Raw genomic sequence first — 20,513 nt, 5'->3', positions numbered from 1 at the left:
ATCAGAGTTTGGTTGTTTTTGGAGGGAGGGGAAAAAGAATGGCAGAGACTCGTGTTCGCAAAAACGAATCGATTGATGCTGCACTTCGTCGCTTTAAGAAGTCGATCTCTAAAGAAGGAACGATGGCTGAGGTTAAAAAGCGTAAGCACTATGAAAAGCCAAGTGTGAAACGTAAGAAAAAATCGGAAGCGGCAAGGAAGCGTAAGTTTTAATTTTTGAGAGGGTGAGTTCACGTGACTCTTCTTGATCGGTTAAACCAGGATATGAAGACAGCGATGAAGCAAAAGGAAAAGGAAAAACTTTCTGTCATCCGGATGGTGAAGTCCTCATTGCAAACCGAGCAAATTAATCTTGGGCGCGAACTTACAGACGATGAAAGTTTAACGGTCTTGAATCGTGAAGTAAAACAGCGCAAAGAATCCCTCCATGAATTTGAACAAGCAAACCGTGAAGATTTGGCTTCGAAGCAGCGTTCGGAGTTGACGTTGCTTGAAGAATATATGCCAAAGCAGCTGTCTGAAGAAGAAATTGAAGCAGTTGTGGTAGAGACGATTGCTGAGGTGAACGCAACGTCTAAGGCTGATATAGGTAAAGTGATGAGTGCGATGATGCCTAAGGTGAAAGGAAAGGCCGATGGTGGCCTTGTTAATCAGCTTGTTAGAAAGCACTTGTCAACATAATAAATAATGGTAAACCCTCTGTTTCGAGAAGCAGGGGGTTTTAGTTATGTCTAGCTGCGGCGGGTAGAAGCGCCGAGATTTTTCAGTCCTGACACGAAATCCAAGGTCGGGATTTCTTTGTCAGGCCTTCCAAAATTCTCGCTTCTGGGCAACCCGCCTCCGCTTTTCGGAATGTCTAGCTGCGGCGCCCACTCGCTCGAGGTTTCTTCAGACCGCTAGATCAAGCCAAAGGCAGGCTTGATACTACCGTTCTTCCAGAACTTGTCGCTCGTGAGCAGGGCGCCTCCGCTTTTCTTGCCTTCTTGTTGGTTTTTTCGTTTTGTCCGTGATAAACTTTAAGAAGAATAGCGATTTTTGAAACGTAAGGGACGTTCGTCTCGTAAACCTAATAGATCGAGAATATAGAAGCAGAGAAGGGAGGGACTCATTACCTCGTGAGTAAATGGTTAAAGCTCTCGCTTACGTGTTGGGTGTTCGTCATGGCACTGTTGCCGTTACATGTGGTCGGACAGGAAAATGAGACGTCAGATACAACTGTCTATTTCATTCCCGTAGAGCAAACAGTGGAGCGTGGGTTGGAAGCGTTTTTGGATCGCTCCTTTAATGAAGCCACTGAGGCAGGAGCAGATCGAATCGTACTTGAGATTAACACGCCAGGTGGAGCTGTGGATGCTGCTGGCAATATTGCTCGAATTATCAATCAGTCGGATGTTCCGGTAACAGCATTCATCAACACTGACGCCATTTCTGCCGGCGCGTTTATTGCACTTAACGCCGACGAGATTGTGATGGCGCCGAACGGGCAAATGGGATCAGCGGGTGTGATCGACGGTGCTGGCAACGCAGCTGACGAAAAAGCGCAGTCGTACTGGGTGAGTCAGATGAGAACGGCTGCTGAGGAAAATGGGCCGGACGGTGGACGTGATCCAGATATTGCTCAGGCGATGGCAGATTCAACCTTTCCTGTTGAAGGGCTTTCGGAAGGTGATCAATTTCTTACGTTGAACGCTTCCCAGGCCCTTGAGAATGGATATGCTGAAGAAATTGTCGAGAACCGTGGCGGATTACTTGAATACTTCCAGGAAGAACATGACTATACTTCTGTTACGGAAGTCGATACGGAAGTCAGCATTGCTGAGCACATCGCTCGCTTTGTCACGAACCCGATCGTGATTCCGATTCTTTTATCGGTTGGGAGCTTAGGGCTTATTTTGGAACTATACTCTCCTGGCTTTGGAATTCCGGGAATTATGGGGATCTCCGCGCTTCTCCTGTTCTTCTTCGGTCATATGGTTGCTGGCTTTGCCGGTTGGGAGTCGCTTATTTTACTCGTAGTGGGCGGCATCTTGCTCGGCGTAGAAGCCTTTGCCCCCGGCTTTGGGATATTCGGCATTCTAGGCGCTGGCCTAGTGGTCGGGGGCCTTTTGATGGCCTCGTTCTCCACGACGGTTATGATTTTCTCTGTTGCGATCGCCGTTGTTGTCACGATTGCTGCTGCGGTGGTTCTCTTCGTTTATTTTGGAGATCGAGGACCTTGGAAGAAGCTCGTTCTGAATGAGGAATTCAGTAGCGAAAAGGGGTATGTGAGTAGTGAAACGAAGAGAGAGTTAGTTGGAAAAGAGGGGCGGGCACTCACGAAGCTCCGCCCAGCTGGAACAGCCATCTTTGGGGATGAGCGGCTTGACGTTGTCTCTGAAGGAGGCTATATTGAACAAGGCAGTTTGCTTAAGATTGTCTATACATCAGGTTCACGCGTGGTTGTTCGGGCGCTTGAGCTGGCTGAATCAACTAACGAAGGAGGAGGTTCGGGAGAGTAACGCGATTGTGTTGCTTGGCAGTCGGGGTAGTAAGCCGCAGCCGGAGTTTAAAGAACGCTCCGTTGATGTGCATATTTCGTTTGCCTTGAGGGTATTTTTTAGGATGAAAGAAGGAGGAGTAGGAAGATGGATACTATTGATTCGACAACGATTATTACGCTGCTTGTCATAGCAGCGGCAATTGTTTTACTCGTTGTTCTGTTTGCCTTTGTACCAGTGGGTTTGTGGATTTCGGCGGTTTCCGCAAAGGTTAAAGTCGGCATCTTTGAACTTGTTGGAATGAGGCTACGCCGAGTGATTCCACGTCGTGTTGTGACTCCGCTGATTAAGGCGGTAAAGGCGGGTCTTGATTTGAATACAGCACGCTTGGAAGGTCATTACCTTGCAGGCGGGAACGTGGATCGCGTTGTTAATGCGCTTATTGCGGCCCAGCGCGCCAATATTGAACTTTCCTTTGAACGGGCGGCAGCGATTGACCTTGCCGGTCGTGATGTATTGGAAGCCGTACAAATGAGCGTTAATCCGAAAGTGATTGAAACGCCGTTTATTGCCGGGGTGGCCATGGACGGGATTGAAGTAAAGGCGAAAGCTCGAATCACGGTTCGTGCGAACATTGACCGCTTAGTCGGTGGTGCCGGTGAAGATACGATTATCGCCCGTGTCGGGGAAGGAATTGTATCAACCATTGGGTCGTCAGATGATCATAAGAAAGTACTTGAGAACCCTGATTTGATTTCGCAAACCGTTCTTTCTAAAGGGCTTGATTCAGGAACGGCCTTTGAAATTCTTTCGATTGATATTGCTGATATTGACATCGGTAAAAACATTGGGGCCGAACTACAAACCGACCAAGCTGAGGCAGATAAGAAGATTGCTCAGGCGAAAGCCGAAGAGCGTCGGGCCATGGCCGTAGCTCAAGAACAAGAGATGAGAGCACGTGTCGAAGAGATGCGCGCGAAAGTGGTTGAATCGGAAGCGGAAGTTCCGATGGCTCTCTCTGAAGCGCTTCGTCAAGGTCATATGGGCGTTATGGATTATATGAACTATCAAAACGTGGTCGCTGATACGGACATGAGAGATTCGATTAGCAAAGCTTCTGGGGAAGGAAAAGATAACAATTATCCAGAAGGAGACCCTAGAAATCGGAACAATTAACCAACCGAAGTAAGGGAGGTTGCTTTCCATGGATTTTATCATGTCGAATTTGTTTTTGATCATCCTGATTGTTGGTGGGTTGATCAGTTTCTTCGCAAGAATGAACCAAAACAGTCAGTCCGAGAGCCAGTCACAGCCGCAGGAGGCAGAGCAACGACAGGAGCGAGAGATTAGATGGGAGGATTTTTTTCCAAGTGCATCTGAGCCCAAGGAAGAATCCTCCTCGAAACCTAATTCTCCTGCTGGCCCCTCGCCTTCAGGGCCGCTTGGTCGCCCAGCAGAAGAAAACGAGTCAGACAGCGTGGCTTCTCAACGGGACATGTACGAGCGTTTAGAGCACGTGCGTTCCAGGAACAAAGAGCTTACCGAAACTGTCGTTGGAGCGATTGGCGAGGAGGTTCAGCTTGAGCGTAATCCATCCAGTTCAACCAATCGTCTTGATTTGCGTTTGAATCAACTTTCTAACAGCGAAGTGATGAAAGGTGTGGTCTGGGCTGAAGTTTTAGGACCGCCAAAATCGCGACAGCATCCTCACGCCAGACCAAGACATCGAAACGTATAAATCGTCACACCGGCACGCATCCAATTGGATGCGTGCCGGTTTTTTTGTCTAGCTCCGGCGGGTAGAAGCGTCGGATTTTTCACCCCGATAACGAAATCCAAGGTCGGGATTTCTTTTATCGGGTCTCCAAAATTCGCACTTCTAAGCAACCCGCCTGCGCTTTTCGGGTTGTCTAGCTCCGGCGGGTAGAAGCGTCAAGATTTTTCAGTCCTGCCCGGAAATCCAAGGTCGGGATTTCTCGTGCAGGCCCTCCAAAATTTGCGCTTCTGAGCGACCCGCCTGCGCATTTCGGTATTGTCTAGCTCTGGCGCCCACTCGCTCGAGGTTTCTTCAGACCGCCAGATCAAGCCAAAAAACGGGCTTGATATAGCCGTTCTTCCAGAACTTGTCGCTCGTGAGCAGGGCGCCTGCGCTTTTTGGACCTTCATTCGTAAGCTAGGGACTGACGACCCCTTCTCTTTCATTCTTACAGTGCTAATTGTGACTACGCCCACATAGACTCAGTGTATGAGGGGGTATGCTGCGTGAAAAAGGTTGCGAGTCAAATGAAGCGCTGGGTTACTCATCACATGCAGCTTCCCGCAGATGTGATGATGGATTTGCCGAGAATAACCATGATTGGACAGCTTCACATATATATCGAAAATCATCGTGGGGTGCTGCGGTTTTCAAACGAGGAGCTCCGTTTGCTGCTTAAAGAAGGGCAGCTCTTAATTAAAGGGAATGGGTTTGTGCTAAAGACGATCTTGCCCGAGGAACTGTTGCTGGAAGGGACCATTGAGCACGTCCAATTTATCGAGAAGGATCCTGCCAATACATAGCAAGGGGGAGTGCGGTGTGCGGAATGATTATCTTGTCGGAATGCAAGGCTATGTACGTGTGGAAATAGAAGGGCGGTACCCGGAACAGGTCCTGAACGCTTGCATGAAGCAAAACATTCATATTTGGAATGTGAGCCATGTAGAGGCGAACAAGCTGAGGTTCTATGTCCAATTGAAGGCGGTGAAAGAACTCAAACCGATCCTAAAGCAAACAGAGTGCAAAGTGAGATTCAAAGAAAGGAGAGGCGTTCCCTTCTTTTTAAGAAAAATGGGGACGAGGTCAGGGTTTGCGGTGGGGCTGCTCCTCTTTCTTGGTTTGATGCTTATGGCGGCTAATATGGTATGGGGCATTCAAGTGAAAGGGGCTTCCCCGAGTGTGGAGGAGGAGCTACGCAAGCATGTAGATGAGATGGGGATCAAACCTGGTGCCTTCCGGTTTTCCTTGCCAGCACCAGACGAGGTACAGCGACTTATTACAGAAGAAATAGATGAAGCGACGTGGATCGGTGTGCGTAAAAAAGGGACGACCTTTGAGTTTGAGGTCGTAGAACAGGTCCGTCAAGAAAGAGAAGAACTGTTAAGCCCGAGAGATTTGGTCGCCTCGAAAAAAGCCGTGATTCAGCAAATGTTTGTTGAGGACGGTCATGCCGTGAAAAACCAAAACGATTTTGTTGAAAAAGGGGACGTGCTCGTGTCTGGCCATATTGGACGAGAAGGACACGAACAAACAGTGGCCGCAAAGGCGACGGTGATTGGCGAAGTGTGGTACACTTCAACTGTAAGCGTTCCGTTTGAAAACACGTTCACGTCCATGACAGGAGAACAGAAAACAAAGCGGATGTTGTCCGTCGGTGGATTTGACCTTCCGTTCTGGGGCTTCCGAGACCCGGGCTATGAGGAATCAGAGACCTTTGAAAGTGAAACAGATGCTCACTTGTTTGGCTATCGTCTCCCTCTTCAGCTTAAAAAAGCAGAGGAGCGGGAAACGTTGAGCTTCACGCGGACGTATACAGAAGAGGAAGCGATCAATGTGGCGAAGGAACGAGCGCGCGAGGAATTAAAAGGGAAATTACCGGATGATGCCGAAATTAAATCAGAGCATATTTTGCAAGAGGCTGTTGAACATGATAAAGTTCAAGTGAGGATCCACTACCAAGTTTTAGAAGAGATAACGGAAGAAAAACCAATCATTCAAGGAGACTGAGGCGATTGTCTGAAACATCTACGATTTACCTAGAAATGAAGGATGCACGAGCAACGCAAAGCTTGTTTGGTCCAAAGGATGCTCACTTAAAACGGTTGGAAGAAGAGCTGAATGTCACGCTTGTGACACGCGGCGGAGAAATTCTTGCCAAGGGTGAGCGTGAGAATATTCAGAGAGCGACTCGAGTGGTCCACGCACTAACGGATTTAATTCAAGATCAGGTCCCGCTGACCGAACGGGATGTGAATTATGCCATACAGCTTGAAGCGGAAGGAAAACTCGCGGAGCTTCAAGACCTATATACTGAAAAAATTACAACCACGGTGAAAGGCAAAGACATTCAAGCGAAGACACTTGGCCAGCGCTACTATGTCACGCAGATCAAAAAGCATGACATGGTCTTTGGTGTAGGGCCTGCAGGTACAGGAAAGACCTATCTTGCCGTCGTGTTGGCTGTCTCTGCTTTAAAAGAAGGACAAGTGCAGCGGATTGTTCTGACGCGACCAGCCATTGAAGCTGGGGAAAGCCTAGGGTTTTTGCCGGGAGACTTGAAGGAAAAAGTCGACCCTTATTTGCGTCCGATTTATGATGCCCTACACGAGGTGCTCGGCGTCGAACATACCGCTCGCTTAATGGAGCGCGGTACAATTGAAGTGGCTCCGCTTGCCTATATGCGTGGTCGGACACTGGACGACGCCTTCGTGATTTTGGATGAAGCGCAGAATACAACACAGGAACAGATGAAAATGTTCATCACGCGTCTAGGGTTTGGCTCGAAGATGGTGATAAACGGCGATCTTACGCAAGTGGATTTACCAAGAGGCAAGCAGTCTGGCCTGAGGGGCGCTTTAACGCGACTGGAGAATGTTCGCGGCATTGGAGTTGTCCATCTGCAAGCGGCTGACGTAGTTAGACACATATTGGTCCAACGCATTCTGCAAGCCTATGAGCAAGACCCGGCACAGTAGTCGTGTGGGTCTCTCTTTTTTCTAGCTCCGACGGGTAGAAGCGTCAAGATTTTTCAGTCCTGCCCGGAAATCCAAGGTCGGGATTTCTCGTGCAGGCCTTCCAAAATTTGCGCTTCTGAGCGACCCGCCTGCGCTTTTCGGATTGTCTAGCTCCGGCGGGTAGAAGCGTCAAGATTTTTCAGTCCTGCACCGAAATCCAAGATCGGGATTTCTCGTGCAGGCCCTCCAAAATTTGCGCTTCTAAGCGACCCGCCTGCGCTTTTCGGATTGCACGTTTAAACAAGGGAAGGGGGTGATGGAATGGATAAGAAAGAAAAGCCTCATGGGGGCTGGTGGAAAAAAAAGAAGCATCAACGGTCCATAAGAGCGGTCATTCTTTCCATGCTCGCCATTTTAATGTATGTGCTGATGTTAGACAATGTGATCCCGGAGCGTTTGGATGTTCATTTATCTGAACAAGCGACGGAGGATATTCGTTCCCCCTTAACGGTAGAGAATACGGAAAAAACGGAGCAGAGGCGGAATGAGGCCGTGTCCGCGGTGGGTTCGTCGTATGAACAAAAACGAGAATATGAACAACGCCAAGTTACTCAAGTCAAAGATCTTTTTGCATACATCGGTCAAGTCCAAGAAGACGCAGAAGAAGAAAGTGAAGGGGATGTGGAGTCCCCGCCGCCTCTTGAAGACCAGCTAGATTCGGTTCGAGAGGTTCTCTCCAACCAAGCGAACGCGGACCTTTCAGAAAGCACGCTTGAAGCGTTTTTAACGGCCTCTGAGGCCCAACTCGATTTCGCTGAAGAAGCGGCGACCAATGCGCTGCATGAAGCAATGAGCGGTCAAATTGGCGTCAGCGATTTGCAAGAAGTGCAGGAAGAGGCTGAAGCGCAAATTTCTTCTCTACCCTCCCTTAATGCAAATCTTCGAGCAGCGGTCAATGAGGTCGTGCAGACGTCGATTATTCCGAACTATATCTATGATGCTGAGGCCACACAAGAACAGCAGCAGGAGGCAGCAGAAGCCGTAGAACCTGTGCTGATTCGCGAGGGCGAACTCATTGTCGCGGAGGGGGATGTGATTAACCGCGATGTCTATGAGCAGCTGCGCCTTGTCGGCTTGCTCGATGAATCATTTGTCGTCTACCCATACATCGGTTTGGGCCTGCTCGTGCTCATCATTATGGGCATGCTCGTTTATTTCATGCGCGAATCACGGACGACGGTGACGGCGAACCGCTCGCATTTGCTGATGTATGCGATTGTCTTCTCGTTAATGCTTCTCATTTTGAAGCTTTTTAGTTTCATGGAAACCATGTTTGGCGTTACTGGGTTAGGCTTTGTCGTTCCGGTTGCGGCAGGGGCGATGTTATTAACGCTTCTAATTCACACGCGACTGGCGATTTTAACGAGTGTGATTTTTGCGATTGTTGGAAGCGTGTTTTACAACCATGATTCCGCAAGCACGTTTGCCTTTACGTACGGACTGTACATCTTGGCGAGCTCTTTAACCGCTACCTTCTTTTTGAACACATCAAATAAACCGACGCGGATTTTAACGGCGGGTCTTTTGGTTGCGGGTACGAATGTGCTAACAGTGCTATGTTTGCTATTTGTTAAAAGTACACAAGGAGGATGGGTAGAGGTAGGGATGCAATTAGGTGCTGGTCTTCTCTCAGGCATCGTCGCCTCTGTGCTTACGATTGGCCTTCTGCCGTTCTTTGAAACAGGATTTGGCATTCTTTCCGTTTCTCGTTTGATTGAGCTTTCAAATCCAAACCATCCTCTTTTGCGAAAAATATTAACGGAGGCGCCGGGGACGTATCATCATAGCGTCGTCGTTGGCAATTTGGCGGAAGCCGCTTGTGAAAAGCTCGGCGAGAATGGGCTTCTGGCTCGTGTAGGGGCCTATTACCATGATCTCGGTAAGACGAGACGACCCCATTTCTTTATTGAGAACCAGTTCAAGGGAGAGAATCCGCACGATAAAATTTCGCCGCAGCTCTCAAAGACGATCATTATCTCGCATCCGTATGACGGGGCGAGGCTCCTCCGAGAGCACAAGATGCCGCAAGAGATTGTCGATATTGCTGAGCAGCATCACGGCACGAGCTTGCTGAAGTTCTTTTACCATAAAGCCAATCAAGACTCTGAGCAGCCTCAGCCTGAATCACAGTTTCGCTACCCGGGGCCAAAGCCGCAGACAAAGGTGACATCTGTTATCTCTATTGCTGACAGCGTCGAGGCAGCTGTTCGTTCTATGCAAAAGCCAACGCCGGATAAAATGGAGATGCTTGTGGATAAAATCATTAAAGATAAACTCGAAGATGGTCAGTTTGATGAGTCGGATTTAACGCTAAAAGAACTCAATGACATCAAAGTGTCCATGTGCGAAACGCTAAAAGGAACCTTTCATCAACGAATTGAGTACCCAGATGAAAAAGGAAAGGAGGAAAATTAATGCTGGATGTAGAGGTCCTCGATGAAACCAATACGCTTGAAGAAGCACAGCTCGCGCTTGTGCAGGAGGTACTGATCCATGCCGCGAAAACAGAAGTGGTGCAAAACGAGAGTGAAATCTCTGTCTCGTTTGTCGATGATGAGGCGATCCATCAGCTAAACAAGGAGCATCGCGGCATCGATCGTGGGACGGATGTTCTCTCATTCGCGTTAAATGAAGCGGGCGAGGAGGAGGTCTCTTTTGATTGGTCAGAGGGAATGCCTAACCTTCTTGGGGATATTATTATTTCCGTGCCAAGAATTGCCTTGCAGGCGGAAGAGTATGGGCATTCCTACGAGCGGGAGCTTGCGTTTTTAACCGTGCACGGGTTTCTTCATTTGCTTGGGTATGACCATAGGAACGCAGAGGATGAGGTGATCATGTTCACTAAACAAGAGGAGATTTTGCAGTCTTATGGGCTTGGAAGATCGAAATCGTAGAGGAGGTAGACGGCTGCTCCGCTCGTTTCGCTTCGCGTTTGAAGGGCTCCTTCATGTGGTCAAGAATGAGCAAAATATGCAAATCCATCTTGTTGCGGGTGTGGTGGTTCTCACTCTAGGATTTCTTCTGAACATTCCTCTTGCCCATTGGCTCATCCTGTTACTCGTTGTAGGTGGGATGCTGACGCTAGAAATCATGAACACGGCGATCGAGCGAACGGTCGATCTTGTCTCCGAGGACTATCACCCGCTTGCTAAGCGAGCAAAAGATGTGGCGGCGGCTGCTGTGTTTGTCTTCTGCTTGTTCGCGATCGGTATCGGATTACTCATATTTATTCCACCCATGGTTGCTCTTTTTTGAAAGGGGCGGGAAGAAGGAGGGCGAATGGAAATGGACGCTCTAATGAAAGAAGCGGTGAAAGCAAGAACGTATGCCTACGTGCCTTATTCAAAGTTTGCTGTTGGCGCAGCTCTTTTACTTGAAGACGGGACGATGATCCGTGGCGCGAACATTGAAAATGCTTCCTATGGTTTAGCAAACTGCGCTGAGCGGACGGTGCTATTTAAAGCCTACTCCGAAGGGAATAGGAGGATTCGGGCGATTGCTGTGGTGGGCGATACACCAGAGCCAATTGCGCCGTGCGGAGCATGCAGGCAAGTGATGGTCGAGCTCTGTGAGCCGGCAATGCCCGTGTACTTAAGCAATTTAGAGGGCAAATGGACGAAGACAAGCGTTCAAGCCCTATTACCAGGTTATTTTAAAGCGGAGGATATGTATGACAACTGAAAGCGAACCGTTTAAATCAGGGTTTGTCTCCATTATTGGACGCCCGAATGTAGGAAAGTCGACGCTTTTAAACCGTGTAATCGGTCAAAAGGTTGCGATTATGTCGGATAAACCCCAGACGACGCGAAATAAAATTCAAGGGGTGTTCACGTCAAACGAGGCCCAGGTGGTTTTTATTGATACGCCTGGAATTCATAAGCCTAAGCACAAGCTTGGCGACTTCATGATGAAAATTGCCGGGAACACGCTCAAAGAAGTGGACTTAATTTTATATGTGATTGAGGCGGATGCCAAATTTGGTCCCGGCGAACAGTTCATTATCGATCGCCTGAAAGAAACGGACACACCTGTCTTTCTGATCGTCAATAAGATTGATAAGGTTCATCCGGACAAGCTTCTTGAAGTGATTTCTGCCTACAGGGATCGCCATGATTTTGCTGAAGTTGTCCCCGTTTCCGCCCTTGAAGGACACAATGTTCCTACGTTGATGGAGCAAGTGGTTAGCTACATGGAGGAAGGACCGCAGTACTACCCAAGCGATCAAATCACGGATCACCCAGAACGCTTTGTTGTTGCCGAGTTGATTCGTGAGAAGGCGCTCCACTTAACACGTGAAGAAATCCCTCACTCTTTAGCGGTCGTTATTGAACAAATGAAACATCGGGAGAATGGAAAGCTCTATATCGGGGCCACCGTCATCGTTGAGCGCTCCTCGCAAAAAGGGATTATTATTGGCAAACGGGGGGCGATGTTGAAGGAAATCGGTCAACTGGCTCGCAGCGATATCGAAGCCCTGCTCGGTTCCGATGTGTTTCTGGAACTCTGGGTGAAGGTGCAAAAAGACTGGCGCAACAAGCCGACACAGCTCCGAGACTTCGGCTTTCGCGAAGATGAATACTAATTAAGAAAAGAAGCTCCTAGGATCTAAGAGATCTTAAGGGCTTCTTTGATATCGGTGGGGCCCTTTCTTGTACACGGTGCTGTTCATGTGAGAGGACGCACTTTCTGAGATCATTTGCCTTTTAGCGTGAGCTCCTTTCCCAACTAGGCGTTTGCCCATTGTTTTTTTTACGGCGCTGGATTATGATAGAACTATAGTTGGAAAATATAACAAACTCTATAAAGTCAAGCGCGGCCAATTAACAATTTTTCCATGGCATGACCGGCGCAGTCTAGGCTCAAAATACAAATGAAATTAGCTTTACAAACGAAGGGTGGCGTTTTCCATGCTTGATTTATCTTGGAAGGTCTTTTCGAAGACAGGCAATCTTGATACGTACTTGATTATTAAGCAAATTGAACGTGATTCAATCGAAAGCGAAGAACTTGATGGTGATGAACGGGAGACTGCGGACCCGGCAACATTTTGACACATGCGCAAGACAAGGGGATATCGTGCTAAAAAAAGTAGAAGCTGTTGTACTCAAAACGATTGATTATGGAGAAACCAATAAAGTGATTACACTTTATACGAAGGAAGCTGGCAAAGTAGCCGTTATCGCAAAAGGGGCGAAGAAGCCAAGCAGTCGCTTCTCAGCGATTACACAGCCCTTTGTTTATGGAACGTTCCTGTATTACCAAGGGCAAGGGTTGGGTTCGCTAAGTCAAGGAGAGGCAATCGCCTCATTTAAACTATTGCAGTCGGACGTTCTGGTTTCGGCTTATGCTTCCTATATTGTAGAGTTGGTTGAAAAGTTAACGGAAGAGAAAAAGGTGTATATGTTCCTTTTCGACTGGCTCGTGCTGTCCTTACGCCAGCTAAACGATGGCATCGATCCAGAAGTGCTCGCTCGCATCATGGATATGAAAATGCTTACAATTGCTGGAGCGAAACCAGAGCTTGATTGCTGCGCTTCTTGCAAGTCGACGGAGCGTGACCCCGTGGCGTTCTCGATCTCGTTTGCTGGCTTTCTGTGCACGCGGTGCCGTGCGGAAGATGAGCGGGCCTATCCCGTTTCCTTGCAGCTGGCAAAGTTGCTTCGTTTGTTTTACTATGTAGAGATCCAGCGGCTTGGACGTATTTCCGTAAAGCCAGAAACGAAAAACAAAGTAAAGACGATCATTCATCACTATTACGATGACTATGTTGGTGTCCAACTAAAAACGAGACGTTTTCTCGAGCAGATAGAAAAGCTTGATGCGAACGCGTTTCGCCTTGACAAATAAGCGTAATAACGGTAAAGTAAAAACAACTAACATAGGTGCGTCTGAGGGAAAAGAAAGCCGAGCGGTAGCGGTTTAAAGCGACTCTAGGATGGTGAAAGCTAGAGAATCGTCGCGTGTGCGAAAGGCATTTCCTAAGCACAAAACGGAAAAAAGTGATCTGTGTACACTGCACAGGTAAGTAGGGTGGAACCGCGGGGCTAATCGCTCTCGTCCCTACGCCGAATAAGGCGTAGGGACGAGAGCTTTTTGTCTAGCTCAAGGCAAACGCCTCATTCGGGCTCATTACGTGATCGGGAGGAAGAACGATGAATGTCCAGCAAATGATTTTGACGCTTCAGTCCTACTGGGCGAAGCAAAATTGCATGATTATGAATGCCTATGATACAGAAAAAGGAGCGGGCACGATGAGTCCGTTCACGTTGTTACGCACCATCGGCCCGGAACCGTGGAATGTTGCTTATGTGGAGCCTTCTAGACGGCCGTCTGACGGTCGATACGGAGAGAACCCGAATCGTCTTTATCAGCACCATCAGTTTCAGGTCGTGATGAAACCCTCTCCCATTAATATCCAGGAGCTTTATCTGGATAGCCTTAAAGCGCTTGGGATTGACCCGCTGGAACATGACATTCGCTTTGTGGAAGACAACTGGGAGAACCCAACCCTCGGCTGTGCGGGCCTTGGCTGGGAAGTGTGGCTTGACGGGATGGAGATTACCCAGTTTACGTATTTTCAACAAGTGGGTGGTCTGGAGGCGAACCCGGTTTCAGCCGAAATTACGTACGGCATTGAGCGACTTGCTTCTTACATTCAGGACAAGGAGAACGTCTTTGAACTGGAATGGGTAGAAGGCTTCTCATACGGCGACATCTTTCTTCAGCCGGAATACGAGCACTCCAAGTACACGTTTGAAATTTCGGATACAACGATGCTTTTCTCCCTCTTCGCCACTTATGAACAGGAAGCGAGCCGTGCCCTCGATGAGCAACTAGTCTTCCCGGCCTATGATTACATCTTGAAATGTTCACATAGCTTTAATCTGCTCGACGCTAGGGGAGCGATTTCTGTAACGGAACGCACGGGGTACATTGGGCGTGTACGAACGCTTGCCAGAAAAGCGGCTCGTCTTTATTTGGAAGAACGTGAGCGACTCGGGTTTCCGATGCTGAAAAAGGAGGGAATCTCTGATGACAACTAAGCCACTGCTTTTGGAAATTGGACTGGAGGAACTGCCGGCACGGTTTGTCGCCACTTCTCGCTTGCAACTTGAGGAGCGAATTGAGAAATGGCTGAATGGAAAAGACTTGAACTATGAATCAATCATGTCCTATGCAACGCCCCGTCGTCTTGCCGTCGTGGTCACTGGCCTTGCTGAGAAGCAACCGGACCAGAAGGGGGAGTCCAAAGGGCCGGCGAAAAAGATTGCCCTTGATGAAGGCGGAAACTGGACGAAAGCCGCCCAAGGCTTCGCTCGCGGCCAAGGGGTGAGTACGGACGACCTTACCTTTAAAGAGGTCAAAGGGGTCGACTACGTTTTTGCCAAGACATTCGCAGCTGGCTCGTATACGACGACACTGTTGCCGGAGCTAAAAGAAGTCATTACGAGTCTAACGTTTGGAAAAAACATGCGCTGGAATACGTATGAGCTGCGTTTTGCTCGTCCGATTCGTTGGCTTGTCGCCTTATACGGCTCGGAGGTCGTTCCGTTTTCTATTACCGATATCGAGACAAGCAACCAAACATACGGCCATCGTTTTCTTGGCTCGCGCCTCGAGATTACGCATCCAGAAGATTACGTCAATCGCCTAGCCGACGACTATGTGGTCGCTGATGCCAAAAAGAGAAAGCAAATGATCCGTGACCAGGTTCGTGTGCTCGAAAACAAACATGACTGGGTCGTTCCTATTGACGAAGACCTGCTTGAGGAAATCACGAACCTTGTGGAGTACCCAACGGCTCTAGCGGGGTCTTTTGACACCACCTTTTTGGATTTGCCCAAAGAAGTGTTGATTACCACGATGCGTGAACACCAGCGTTATTTTCCCGTAGAGGAAAAAAACGGTACGCTCTTGCCACAGTTCATTACGGTACGAAACGGCAATGCCCACGCCCTTGAAAACGTGGCAAAAGGGAATGAAAAGGTGCTTCGCGCTCGCTTGGCCGACGCCGCTTTCTTTTACGCGGAAGATCAGAAGCGAACGATTGAAGACGCGGTAGCAAAGCTCGATGCCATCGTTTTTCATGAGGACATCGGCACTACAGGAGAAAAGGTTCAGCGCACAAAGGAGTTGGTGACGAAGATCGCCCAACACCTGAAGGTAGATCGTACGACGGCTGCCACAGCAACGCGCGCGGCTGAAATTGCGAAGTTTGACCTTACCACACATATGGTGGGAGAGTTCCCGGAACTACAAGGACGAATGGGTGAAGAATACGCCTTAAAGGCAGGAGAAGATCCGGCTGTGGCTAACGCGATCTTCGAGCATTATCTGCCGCGCTTTGCGGGAGATGAGACACCGAAAGCACCCGCCGGGGCCGTGCTCTCCATCGCTGATAAAATCGATACGATTGCTTCATGTTTTGCCATTGAGCTTATTCCGACGGGCTCGCAAGATCCATACGCGCTGCGCCGTCAAGCAACAGGGATTGTACAAATCTTGCTTGCTTGGAAACTGCCAATCAAAATAGAGACATTGGTCGATGAAGCCTTGCGTTCAATCGAGCGGAAAGGATTTATGAAGGCAAGCGTCGAAGATACCAAGAAAGCACTAGGCGAATTTTTTGCTTCTCGATTGAAGCATGTGTTTATGGAAAAGGGCCACCGCTATGACGCGGTCGATGCGGTCCTTGCTTCACCGCATGTCGATGTGTATACACTGTTTTCAAAGAGTGAGCTTTTAACAAACAAGGCTGGAGAGGGATCTTTTAAAAGAAGCGTTGAGGCGCTAAGTCGCGTCACAAACTTGGCGGAGAAGAGCGGTGGAACCGCAGCCGTTTCCGAGACGTATTTTGAAAATCAGCAAGAGAGTGATCTGTTAGCAGCGGCGGTGCAGGTCGAGTCCGCTCTTCAGCAGGCTTGGTCCGTTGGCGATGCCTATGCCGCCTTTCGTGTGCTAGCAGAATGCGAAGAGGTGATTCATGCGTTCTTTGATACGACGATGGTGATGGCTGAAGATGAAGCCGTAAGGAAAAATCGCCTCGCGCTTCTCGAGCGTCTTGCCGTTTCCATTCGCTCCTTTGCTGACTTTCGGCAACTCGTTTTTGCTTAGAGGATAGGGTGTCGCATCTACGGCGCTCTGTAGTTCCTTTCATAAAAAGGGCGGTGAGACTGATCGAACTATCTAAGAGACAGCAGCAAATTGTAGACATTGTAAAGGAAAATGGACCGATTACTGGTGAACAAATTGCAGAAAAACTTTCCTTAACGCGAGCAACGCTACGTCCAGATCTAGCCATCCTCTCCATGGCTGGATACCTGGACGCGAAGCCGCGCGTAGGCTATTACTACACAGGAAAAAAAGATTCACAGCTTTTATCGGAAAAAGTAAAAAATGTTGCTGTCCATCATTATCAATCGAGGCCGGTCGTTGTCGAGCAGTCATCTTCCGTCTATGAGGCCATCTGCACGATGTTCCTAGAGGACTGTGGAACGCTTTTTGTCGTGGATGATGAAGCAACTCTTGCAGGCGTTGTTTCTCGTAAAGACTTGCTCCGAGCGAGTCTTGGCGGCCAATCGCTTGAAGCCGTACCGGTCAGCGTGATCATGACACGGATGCCTAACATCACCGTGTGTAAGCGGGGAGATTCCATTATCGAAGTCGCGCAAAAGCTCATTCAACGGCAAATTGACGGACTGCCGATTGTGCGTGAGGTAGAGAGTGGTTCTGGACTTGAGGTTGTTGGACGTGTAACAAAAACAAACATTACATCGCTTTTAGTAGATCTCGCAAGTGATGATACGGTCGATTAATTCAAAGATCTAAAGGAGTATGCTTATGGGAGAGAATGCAGATCAATTCGTCGTGTACATCGTTTCAGACTCTGTCGGGGAAACGGCGGAACTTGTGGTAAAGGCCGCCGTAAGCCAGTTCAACGGATCAGGGTTAGAGATTAGACGGATTCCTTACGTTGAGGACAAGGGTACGATTCATGAAGTGGTCATGCTCGCACAAAAAGCAAAGGCGCTCATTGCTTTCACGCTTGTTGTACCGGAAATGAAGGAATATCTGCTTGCATGCGCAAGCCAAGCAAAGGTGGAAACCGTTGATATTATTGGTCCGATGCTTGAGAAAATCAACGATATTACCCAAGAAAAACCGCGCTACGAACCAGGTCTCATTTACAGGTTGGACGAAGATTACTTCCGAAAGGTCGAGGCGATTGAATTTGCCGTAAAGTATGATGATGGGCGCGACCCAAGAGGGATTATTCTTGCGGATGTTGTGCTTATCGGCGTTTCGCGCACCTCAAAGACGCCGCTATCTCAGTATTTAGCGCACAAACGTTTGAAGGTAGCAAACGTCCCTCTTGTGCCAGAAGTGGAACCGCCAGAAGAGTTATTTAAAATCTCGCCGAAGAAGTGCATCGGGTTAAAGATAAGCCCCGAAAAGCTGAACGGCATTCGTGCAGAGCGCCTGAAAGCGCTAGGTCTAAAATCAGAAGCCAATTATGCCAATATCGATCGGATTAAAGAAGAACTGATGTATGCAGAAGAGATTATGGAGAGAATTGGGTGCCCAGTCATTGATGTCTCCAGCAAGGCGGTTGAAGAAACGGCGAATTTGATATCAAGCATGTTCCGTCGGGCTTGACGAAAAACAAGCCATTCAAAAAGCACCTTAAACAAACGTAAGGTGCTTTAAGACTTATCGCTGTTCAAATGGGTCATTTTTACGTATAATAAGTGGTTGTGATTGTTTTTTGCTTATGGAAAAAATGATTTTACGTATATTTTAGTGTGAGAACAAATAAATTTTAAAAGTCAAGACTCATTTCTATTTTTTTGGCAATGATAGGGATGGAGGATCGTTTGTTCACTTGTTCGACAAGGTTTGTTTTTTTTCGGCAATGGAAGCAGGAATTTAACAAGGAGTTGTTGAATCGTAGGTTATGACGAAAAGAAATCAGTCTTTCATTTATGTCGACGCCGACTCATGTCCCGTTAAAGAGGAAATTATTGCTCTGGGACGAGAGTATGAGCAACGAATGGTATTTGTCTTTTCTTATGCTCATATGATGGAGTTGCCGAAAGACGTGCGTATGGCCATTGTGGATTCTGATAAGGAAGCCGTTGACCTTCACATCCTGAGGTCGATTAAAGCCGGGGATGTCTGCATTACCCAGGATCATGCGCTCGCTTCAGTGCTCGTAGCGAAACAAATCGACACCCTTTCACCCAAAGGCTTGGTGTATAAGGACCAGGAGATGATGGCGATGCTGGAATCTCGCTACCTCTCACAAAAAGCTAGGCGGGCCGGACGCAAAACAGCAGGGCCGAAGCGTTACACAAAGAGCGATCGCGAGGCATTTTCGCTTGCCTTAGCACGAATCTTGGAAGGAAAGCAAGCTGGATTAGGTCAATACGAGGGTGAACGCGAATGACGTATCGGATACCAGAAGATACACTTGCAGAGGTTCGACAAGCAACGGACATTGTTGATGTCATCAGTGATTATGTACAGCTGAAGAAACAAGGAGGAGGGTACGGGGGACTGTGCCCGTTTCACGGAGAGAACACGCCGTCTTTTTCCGTATCCCCTAAGAAGCAGCTCTACCATTGCTTTGGGTGCGGGGCAGGAGGGAATGTGTTTACGTTTTTGCAGGACCTTGAGGGCTGGTCGTTCGTGGAAACCGTTCAAACGCTCGCAAGTCGGGCACAAATTGAGCTGCCGGAGGTCCCTTCTGGAAATCAGCAAACTAACGAGAAGAATGAATTAAACAGGCAAATGAAGCAAGGTCATGAGCTTGCGGCTTCGATGTACCGCGACATCATGCAGTTTACACAGGAAGGGGCAGCGGGGCGTGTCTATGCCGAGGAGCGTCAGTTTTCGGAGGAATTGATTGAGGTCTTCCAGATCGGCTTTGCTCCAGACAAGTGGGAAGCACTTGCCACGATTCTAGAGAAGAACCGTCTTGATCTTTCGGTAATGGAAGAAGCAGGGCTGATCGTAAACCGTAAGAACGCAGGCGGTTACTACGATCTCTTTCGCAGCAGGTTGATGTTTCCGATCTGTGATGGAAAGGGAAATGTGATAGCCTTTAGTGGCCGCCTGATCGGCGAAGGTCAGCCTAAGTACTTGAACACGCCTGAGACGCCGATCTTCCAAAAAAATAAAACCTTGTTTAACCTGCATTTAGCTCGTCCTAGCATTCGTAAGCGAAACCAAGCGGTTCTTTTCGAAGGCGCCGTGGATGCGATGAGTGCTTGGGGCGCAGAAATCAAAAACGCTGTGGCTACGCTTGGCACAGCTCTTAGCGAGACGCACGCGAAAGTGCTACGCCGAAATGCAGAAGAGGTGATTCTCTGTTATGACGGAGATAAGGCCGGTAATGAAGCTGCACGCAAGGCGATTCCGATTCTTGAGCAAGCTGGCTGCGAGGTTCGAGTCGCTTTGCTCACGGAGGGCTTTGATCCCGATGATTTTGTTCACAAGTTTGGTCCAGAACAATTTCGCAAGCAAGTGTATGACGACGCACTGCCTTCGATGTCTTTTACCATGCAACAATTACGTCAAGGAAAAAACTTGCAGAATGAAGGAGAAAGGCTCAATTATATCGAAGAGGTACTTAAACACATTGCAGGCCGCCCGCGTGACCTGGAGCGTGAGCATTATTTGCGCAGGCTCGCTGAAGAGTTCTCTCTTTCGCTTGATGCGCTGAAGCAGGAACTTTCGCGACTAAGAAGCGAAGAAAGAGGAAGGCAGGTCAGAAACAAGCAGCACCGCTCGAATGCAGCTACAGCAAAGAAAGGCTATAGCGCCAATCGGCCCGCGCCTGCCCATATCAAGGCCGAACGAATTTTGCTTACCTACATGCTTCAGGATATAGAGATGGTCTGGCGGGTGAGCGAGCAGTTGACAGAGGCGTTTAACGTGGATGAACATCAGGCTCTTTATGCGTATATGCTAACTTACTATTCAAGAGAAGAGGAAGGTAGCGCCGAGCAGTTTATTGAACGCCTGGAAGACAGGCAGCTGGCAAAGCTTGCTGCGGAGCTTTCCATGCAGGACGTAAAGGAAGACTGCTCAGAAGAAGAGCTTGCTGATTATATAAAACGGATTGAACAGTACCCAAAATGGGTACGAATAGAAGAACAGCAGCGAGAGGCCATCAAAGAACAAGACCCCGTAAAAATGGCTCAGCTGCTTCAGCGTAAGAATGAGCTCTCCATGTAAGAAGCACGGGATAGGTTAATTTTGGAAG

The 20,513-nt window shown here is 48.5% G+C and carries 21 protein-coding genes; all 21 read left to right on the top strand.

The window, feature by feature from the left end:
• Positions 1–38: 38 nt before the first annotated feature.
• The 21 genes from rpsU (at position 39) to dnaG (ending at position 20,485) form a co-directional block, all read left to right on the top strand.
• Positions 39–212 (top strand): 30S ribosomal protein S21, encoded by a 174-nt coding sequence (gene rpsU, locus AVZ68_RS00955; protein ID WP_059102666.1) that lies wholly within the window; start codon positions 39–41, stop codon positions 210–212.
• A gap of 21 nt (positions 213–233) precedes the next feature.
• Positions 234–680, top strand: coding sequence for a GatB/YqeY domain-containing protein (locus AVZ68_RS00950; RefSeq protein WP_059102665.1), 447 nt, complete (start codon positions 234–236; stop codon positions 678–680).
• A gap of 434 nt (positions 681–1,114) precedes the next feature.
• Complete coding sequence (locus AVZ68_RS00945; RefSeq protein ID WP_245628031.1) at positions 1,115–2,497, top strand: NfeD family protein; 1,383 nt, start codon at positions 1,115–1,117, stop codon at positions 2,495–2,497.
• A 126-nt stretch (positions 2,498–2,623) separates the two neighbouring features.
• Positions 2,624–3,652 (top strand): flotillin-like protein FloA, encoded by a 1,029-nt coding sequence (gene floA, locus AVZ68_RS00940; RefSeq protein WP_059102664.1) that lies wholly within the window; start codon positions 2,624–2,626, stop codon positions 3,650–3,652.
• Positions 3,653–3,680: 28 nt separating this feature from the next.
• Positions 3,681–4,214: a YqfB family membrane protein gene (locus AVZ68_RS00935; RefSeq protein ID WP_059102663.1), complete on the top strand. Its 534-nt coding sequence runs from the start codon at positions 3,681–3,683 to the stop codon at positions 4,212–4,214.
• A gap of 524 nt (positions 4,215–4,738) precedes the next feature.
• Positions 4,739–5,035 (top strand): sporulation protein YqfC, encoded by a 297-nt coding sequence (gene yqfC, locus AVZ68_RS00930; protein ID WP_059102662.1) that lies wholly within the window; start codon positions 4,739–4,741, stop codon positions 5,033–5,035.
• Positions 5,036–5,051: 16 nt separating this feature from the next.
• On the top strand, positions 5,052–6,239 hold the full coding sequence (yqfD, locus tag AVZ68_RS00925) for a sporulation protein YqfD (RefSeq protein ID WP_059102661.1): 1,188 nt from the start codon (positions 5,052–5,054) through the stop codon (positions 6,237–6,239).
• Positions 6,240–6,244: 5 nt separating this feature from the next.
• The gene (locus AVZ68_RS00920) at positions 6,245–7,207 is read left to right on the top strand and encodes a PhoH family protein (RefSeq protein WP_059102660.1); all 963 of its coding nucleotides are present in this window, start codon (positions 6,245–6,247) and stop codon (positions 7,205–7,207) included.
• Between the two features lie 300 nt (positions 7,208–7,507).
• Positions 7,508–9,661, top strand: a complete 2,154-nt coding sequence (locus AVZ68_RS00915) for an HD family phosphohydrolase (protein WP_059102659.1) — start codon at positions 7,508–7,510, stop codon at positions 9,659–9,661.
• Positions 9,661–10,140 carry an rRNA maturation RNase YbeY gene (gene ybeY / locus AVZ68_RS00910; RefSeq protein WP_059102658.1) on the top strand — a complete coding sequence of 160 codons (480 nt, stop codon included), beginning with the start codon at positions 9,661–9,663 and terminating at the stop codon, positions 10,138–10,140. The genes AVZ68_RS00915 and ybeY overlap by 1 nt, the downstream gene beginning before the upstream one ends.
• Positions 10,115–10,501 (top strand): diacylglycerol kinase family protein, encoded by a 387-nt coding sequence (locus tag AVZ68_RS00905; protein WP_059102657.1) that lies wholly within the window; start codon positions 10,115–10,117, stop codon positions 10,499–10,501. The genes ybeY and AVZ68_RS00905 overlap by 26 nt, the downstream gene beginning before the upstream one ends.
• 24 nt (positions 10,502–10,525) lie before the next feature.
• Complete coding sequence (locus AVZ68_RS00900; RefSeq protein ID WP_059102656.1) at positions 10,526–10,927, top strand: cytidine deaminase; 402 nt, start codon at positions 10,526–10,528, stop codon at positions 10,925–10,927.
• Entirely contained in the window at positions 10,917–11,828 is a 912-nt protein-coding gene (gene era, locus AVZ68_RS00895) for a GTPase Era (RefSeq protein ID WP_059102655.1), read from the top strand. Before AVZ68_RS00900 ends, era begins: the two co-directional genes overlap by 11 nt.
• 325 nt (positions 11,829–12,153) lie before the next feature.
• A complete protein-coding gene (locus tag AVZ68_RS19540) occupies positions 12,154–12,297 on the top strand; it encodes a YqzL family protein (protein ID WP_082676228.1) in 144 nt (47 codons plus the stop codon).
• A 25-nt stretch (positions 12,298–12,322) separates the two neighbouring features.
• Positions 12,323–13,093 carry a DNA repair protein RecO gene (gene recO, locus AVZ68_RS00890; protein WP_059102654.1) on the top strand — a complete coding sequence of 257 codons (771 nt, stop codon included), beginning with the start codon at positions 12,323–12,325 and terminating at the stop codon, positions 13,091–13,093.
• Positions 13,094–13,398: 305 nt separating this feature from the next.
• A complete protein-coding gene (gene glyQ / locus AVZ68_RS00885) occupies positions 13,399–14,289 on the top strand; it encodes a glycine--tRNA ligase subunit alpha (RefSeq protein ID WP_059102653.1) in 891 nt (296 codons plus the stop codon).
• Entirely contained in the window at positions 14,279–16,360 is a 2,082-nt protein-coding gene (gene glyS / locus AVZ68_RS00880; RefSeq protein ID WP_059102652.1) for a glycine--tRNA ligase subunit beta, read from the top strand. The genes glyQ and glyS overlap by 11 nt, the downstream gene beginning before the upstream one ends.
• 53 nt (positions 16,361–16,413) lie before the next feature.
• Positions 16,414–17,061, top strand: a complete 648-nt coding sequence (ccpN, locus tag AVZ68_RS00875; RefSeq protein WP_082676227.1) for a transcriptional regulator CcpN — start codon at positions 16,414–16,416, stop codon at positions 17,059–17,061.
• 25 nt (positions 17,062–17,086) lie between these two features.
• The gene (locus AVZ68_RS00870) at positions 17,087–17,902 is read left to right on the top strand and encodes a pyruvate, water dikinase regulatory protein (RefSeq protein WP_059102651.1); all 816 of its coding nucleotides are present in this window, start codon (positions 17,087–17,089) and stop codon (positions 17,900–17,902) included.
• Between the two features lie 298 nt (positions 17,903–18,200).
• Positions 18,201–18,692: a YaiI/YqxD family protein gene (locus AVZ68_RS00865; RefSeq protein WP_059102650.1), complete on the top strand. Its 492-nt coding sequence runs from the start codon at positions 18,201–18,203 to the stop codon at positions 18,690–18,692.
• The gene (dnaG, locus tag AVZ68_RS00860) at positions 18,689–20,485 is read left to right on the top strand and encodes a DNA primase (protein ID WP_059102649.1); all 1,797 of its coding nucleotides are present in this window, start codon (positions 18,689–18,691) and stop codon (positions 20,483–20,485) included. Before AVZ68_RS00865 ends, dnaG begins: the two co-directional genes overlap by 4 nt.
• Positions 20,486–20,513 lie beyond the last annotated feature (28 nt).

It is taken from the genome of Shouchella shacheensis (assembly GCF_001484965.1).
In the GTDB taxonomy this organism is placed as follows: Bacteria; Bacillota; Bacilli; order Bacillales; family Bacillaceae_D; genus Shouchella; species Shouchella shacheensis.
This window is presented reverse-complemented; position numbering and strand designations above follow the sequence as displayed.

Coding starts and splice junctions, on each gene's coding strand:
- rpsU (WP_059102666.1), top strand. CDS start 39: ATGGCAGAGACTCGTGTTCGCAAAAACGAATCGATTGATGCTGCACTT.
- floA (WP_059102664.1), top strand. CDS start 2,624: ATGGATACTATTGATTCGACAACGATTATTACGCTGCTTGTCATAGCA.
- AVZ68_RS00935 (WP_059102663.1), top strand. CDS start 3,681: ATGGATTTTATCATGTCGAATTTGTTTTTGATCATCCTGATTGTTGGT.
- AVZ68_RS00915 (WP_059102659.1), top strand. CDS start 7,508: ATGGATAAGAAAGAAAAGCCTCATGGGGGCTGGTGGAAAAAAAAGAAG.
- ybeY (WP_059102658.1), top strand. CDS start 9,661: ATGCTGGATGTAGAGGTCCTCGATGAAACCAATACGCTTGAAGAAGCA.
- AVZ68_RS00905 (WP_059102657.1), top strand. CDS start 10,115: ATGGGCTTGGAAGATCGAAATCGTAGAGGAGGTAGACGGCTGCTCCGC.
- AVZ68_RS00900 (WP_059102656.1), top strand. CDS start 10,526: ATGGAAATGGACGCTCTAATGAAAGAAGCGGTGAAAGCAAGAACGTAT.
- era (WP_059102655.1), top strand. CDS start 10,917: ATGACAACTGAAAGCGAACCGTTTAAATCAGGGTTTGTCTCCATTATT.
- AVZ68_RS19540 (WP_082676228.1), top strand. CDS start 12,154: ATGCTTGATTTATCTTGGAAGGTCTTTTCGAAGACAGGCAATCTTGAT.
- glyQ (WP_059102653.1), top strand. CDS start 13,399: ATGAATGTCCAGCAAATGATTTTGACGCTTCAGTCCTACTGGGCGAAG.
- glyS (WP_059102652.1), top strand. CDS start 14,279: ATGACAACTAAGCCACTGCTTTTGGAAATTGGACTGGAGGAACTGCCG.
- AVZ68_RS00870 (WP_059102651.1), top strand. CDS start 17,087: ATGGGAGAGAATGCAGATCAATTCGTCGTGTACATCGTTTCAGACTCT.
- AVZ68_RS00865 (WP_059102650.1), top strand. CDS start 18,201: ATGACGAAAAGAAATCAGTCTTTCATTTATGTCGACGCCGACTCATGT.
- dnaG (WP_059102649.1), top strand. CDS start 18,689: ATGACGTATCGGATACCAGAAGATACACTTGCAGAGGTTCGACAAGCA.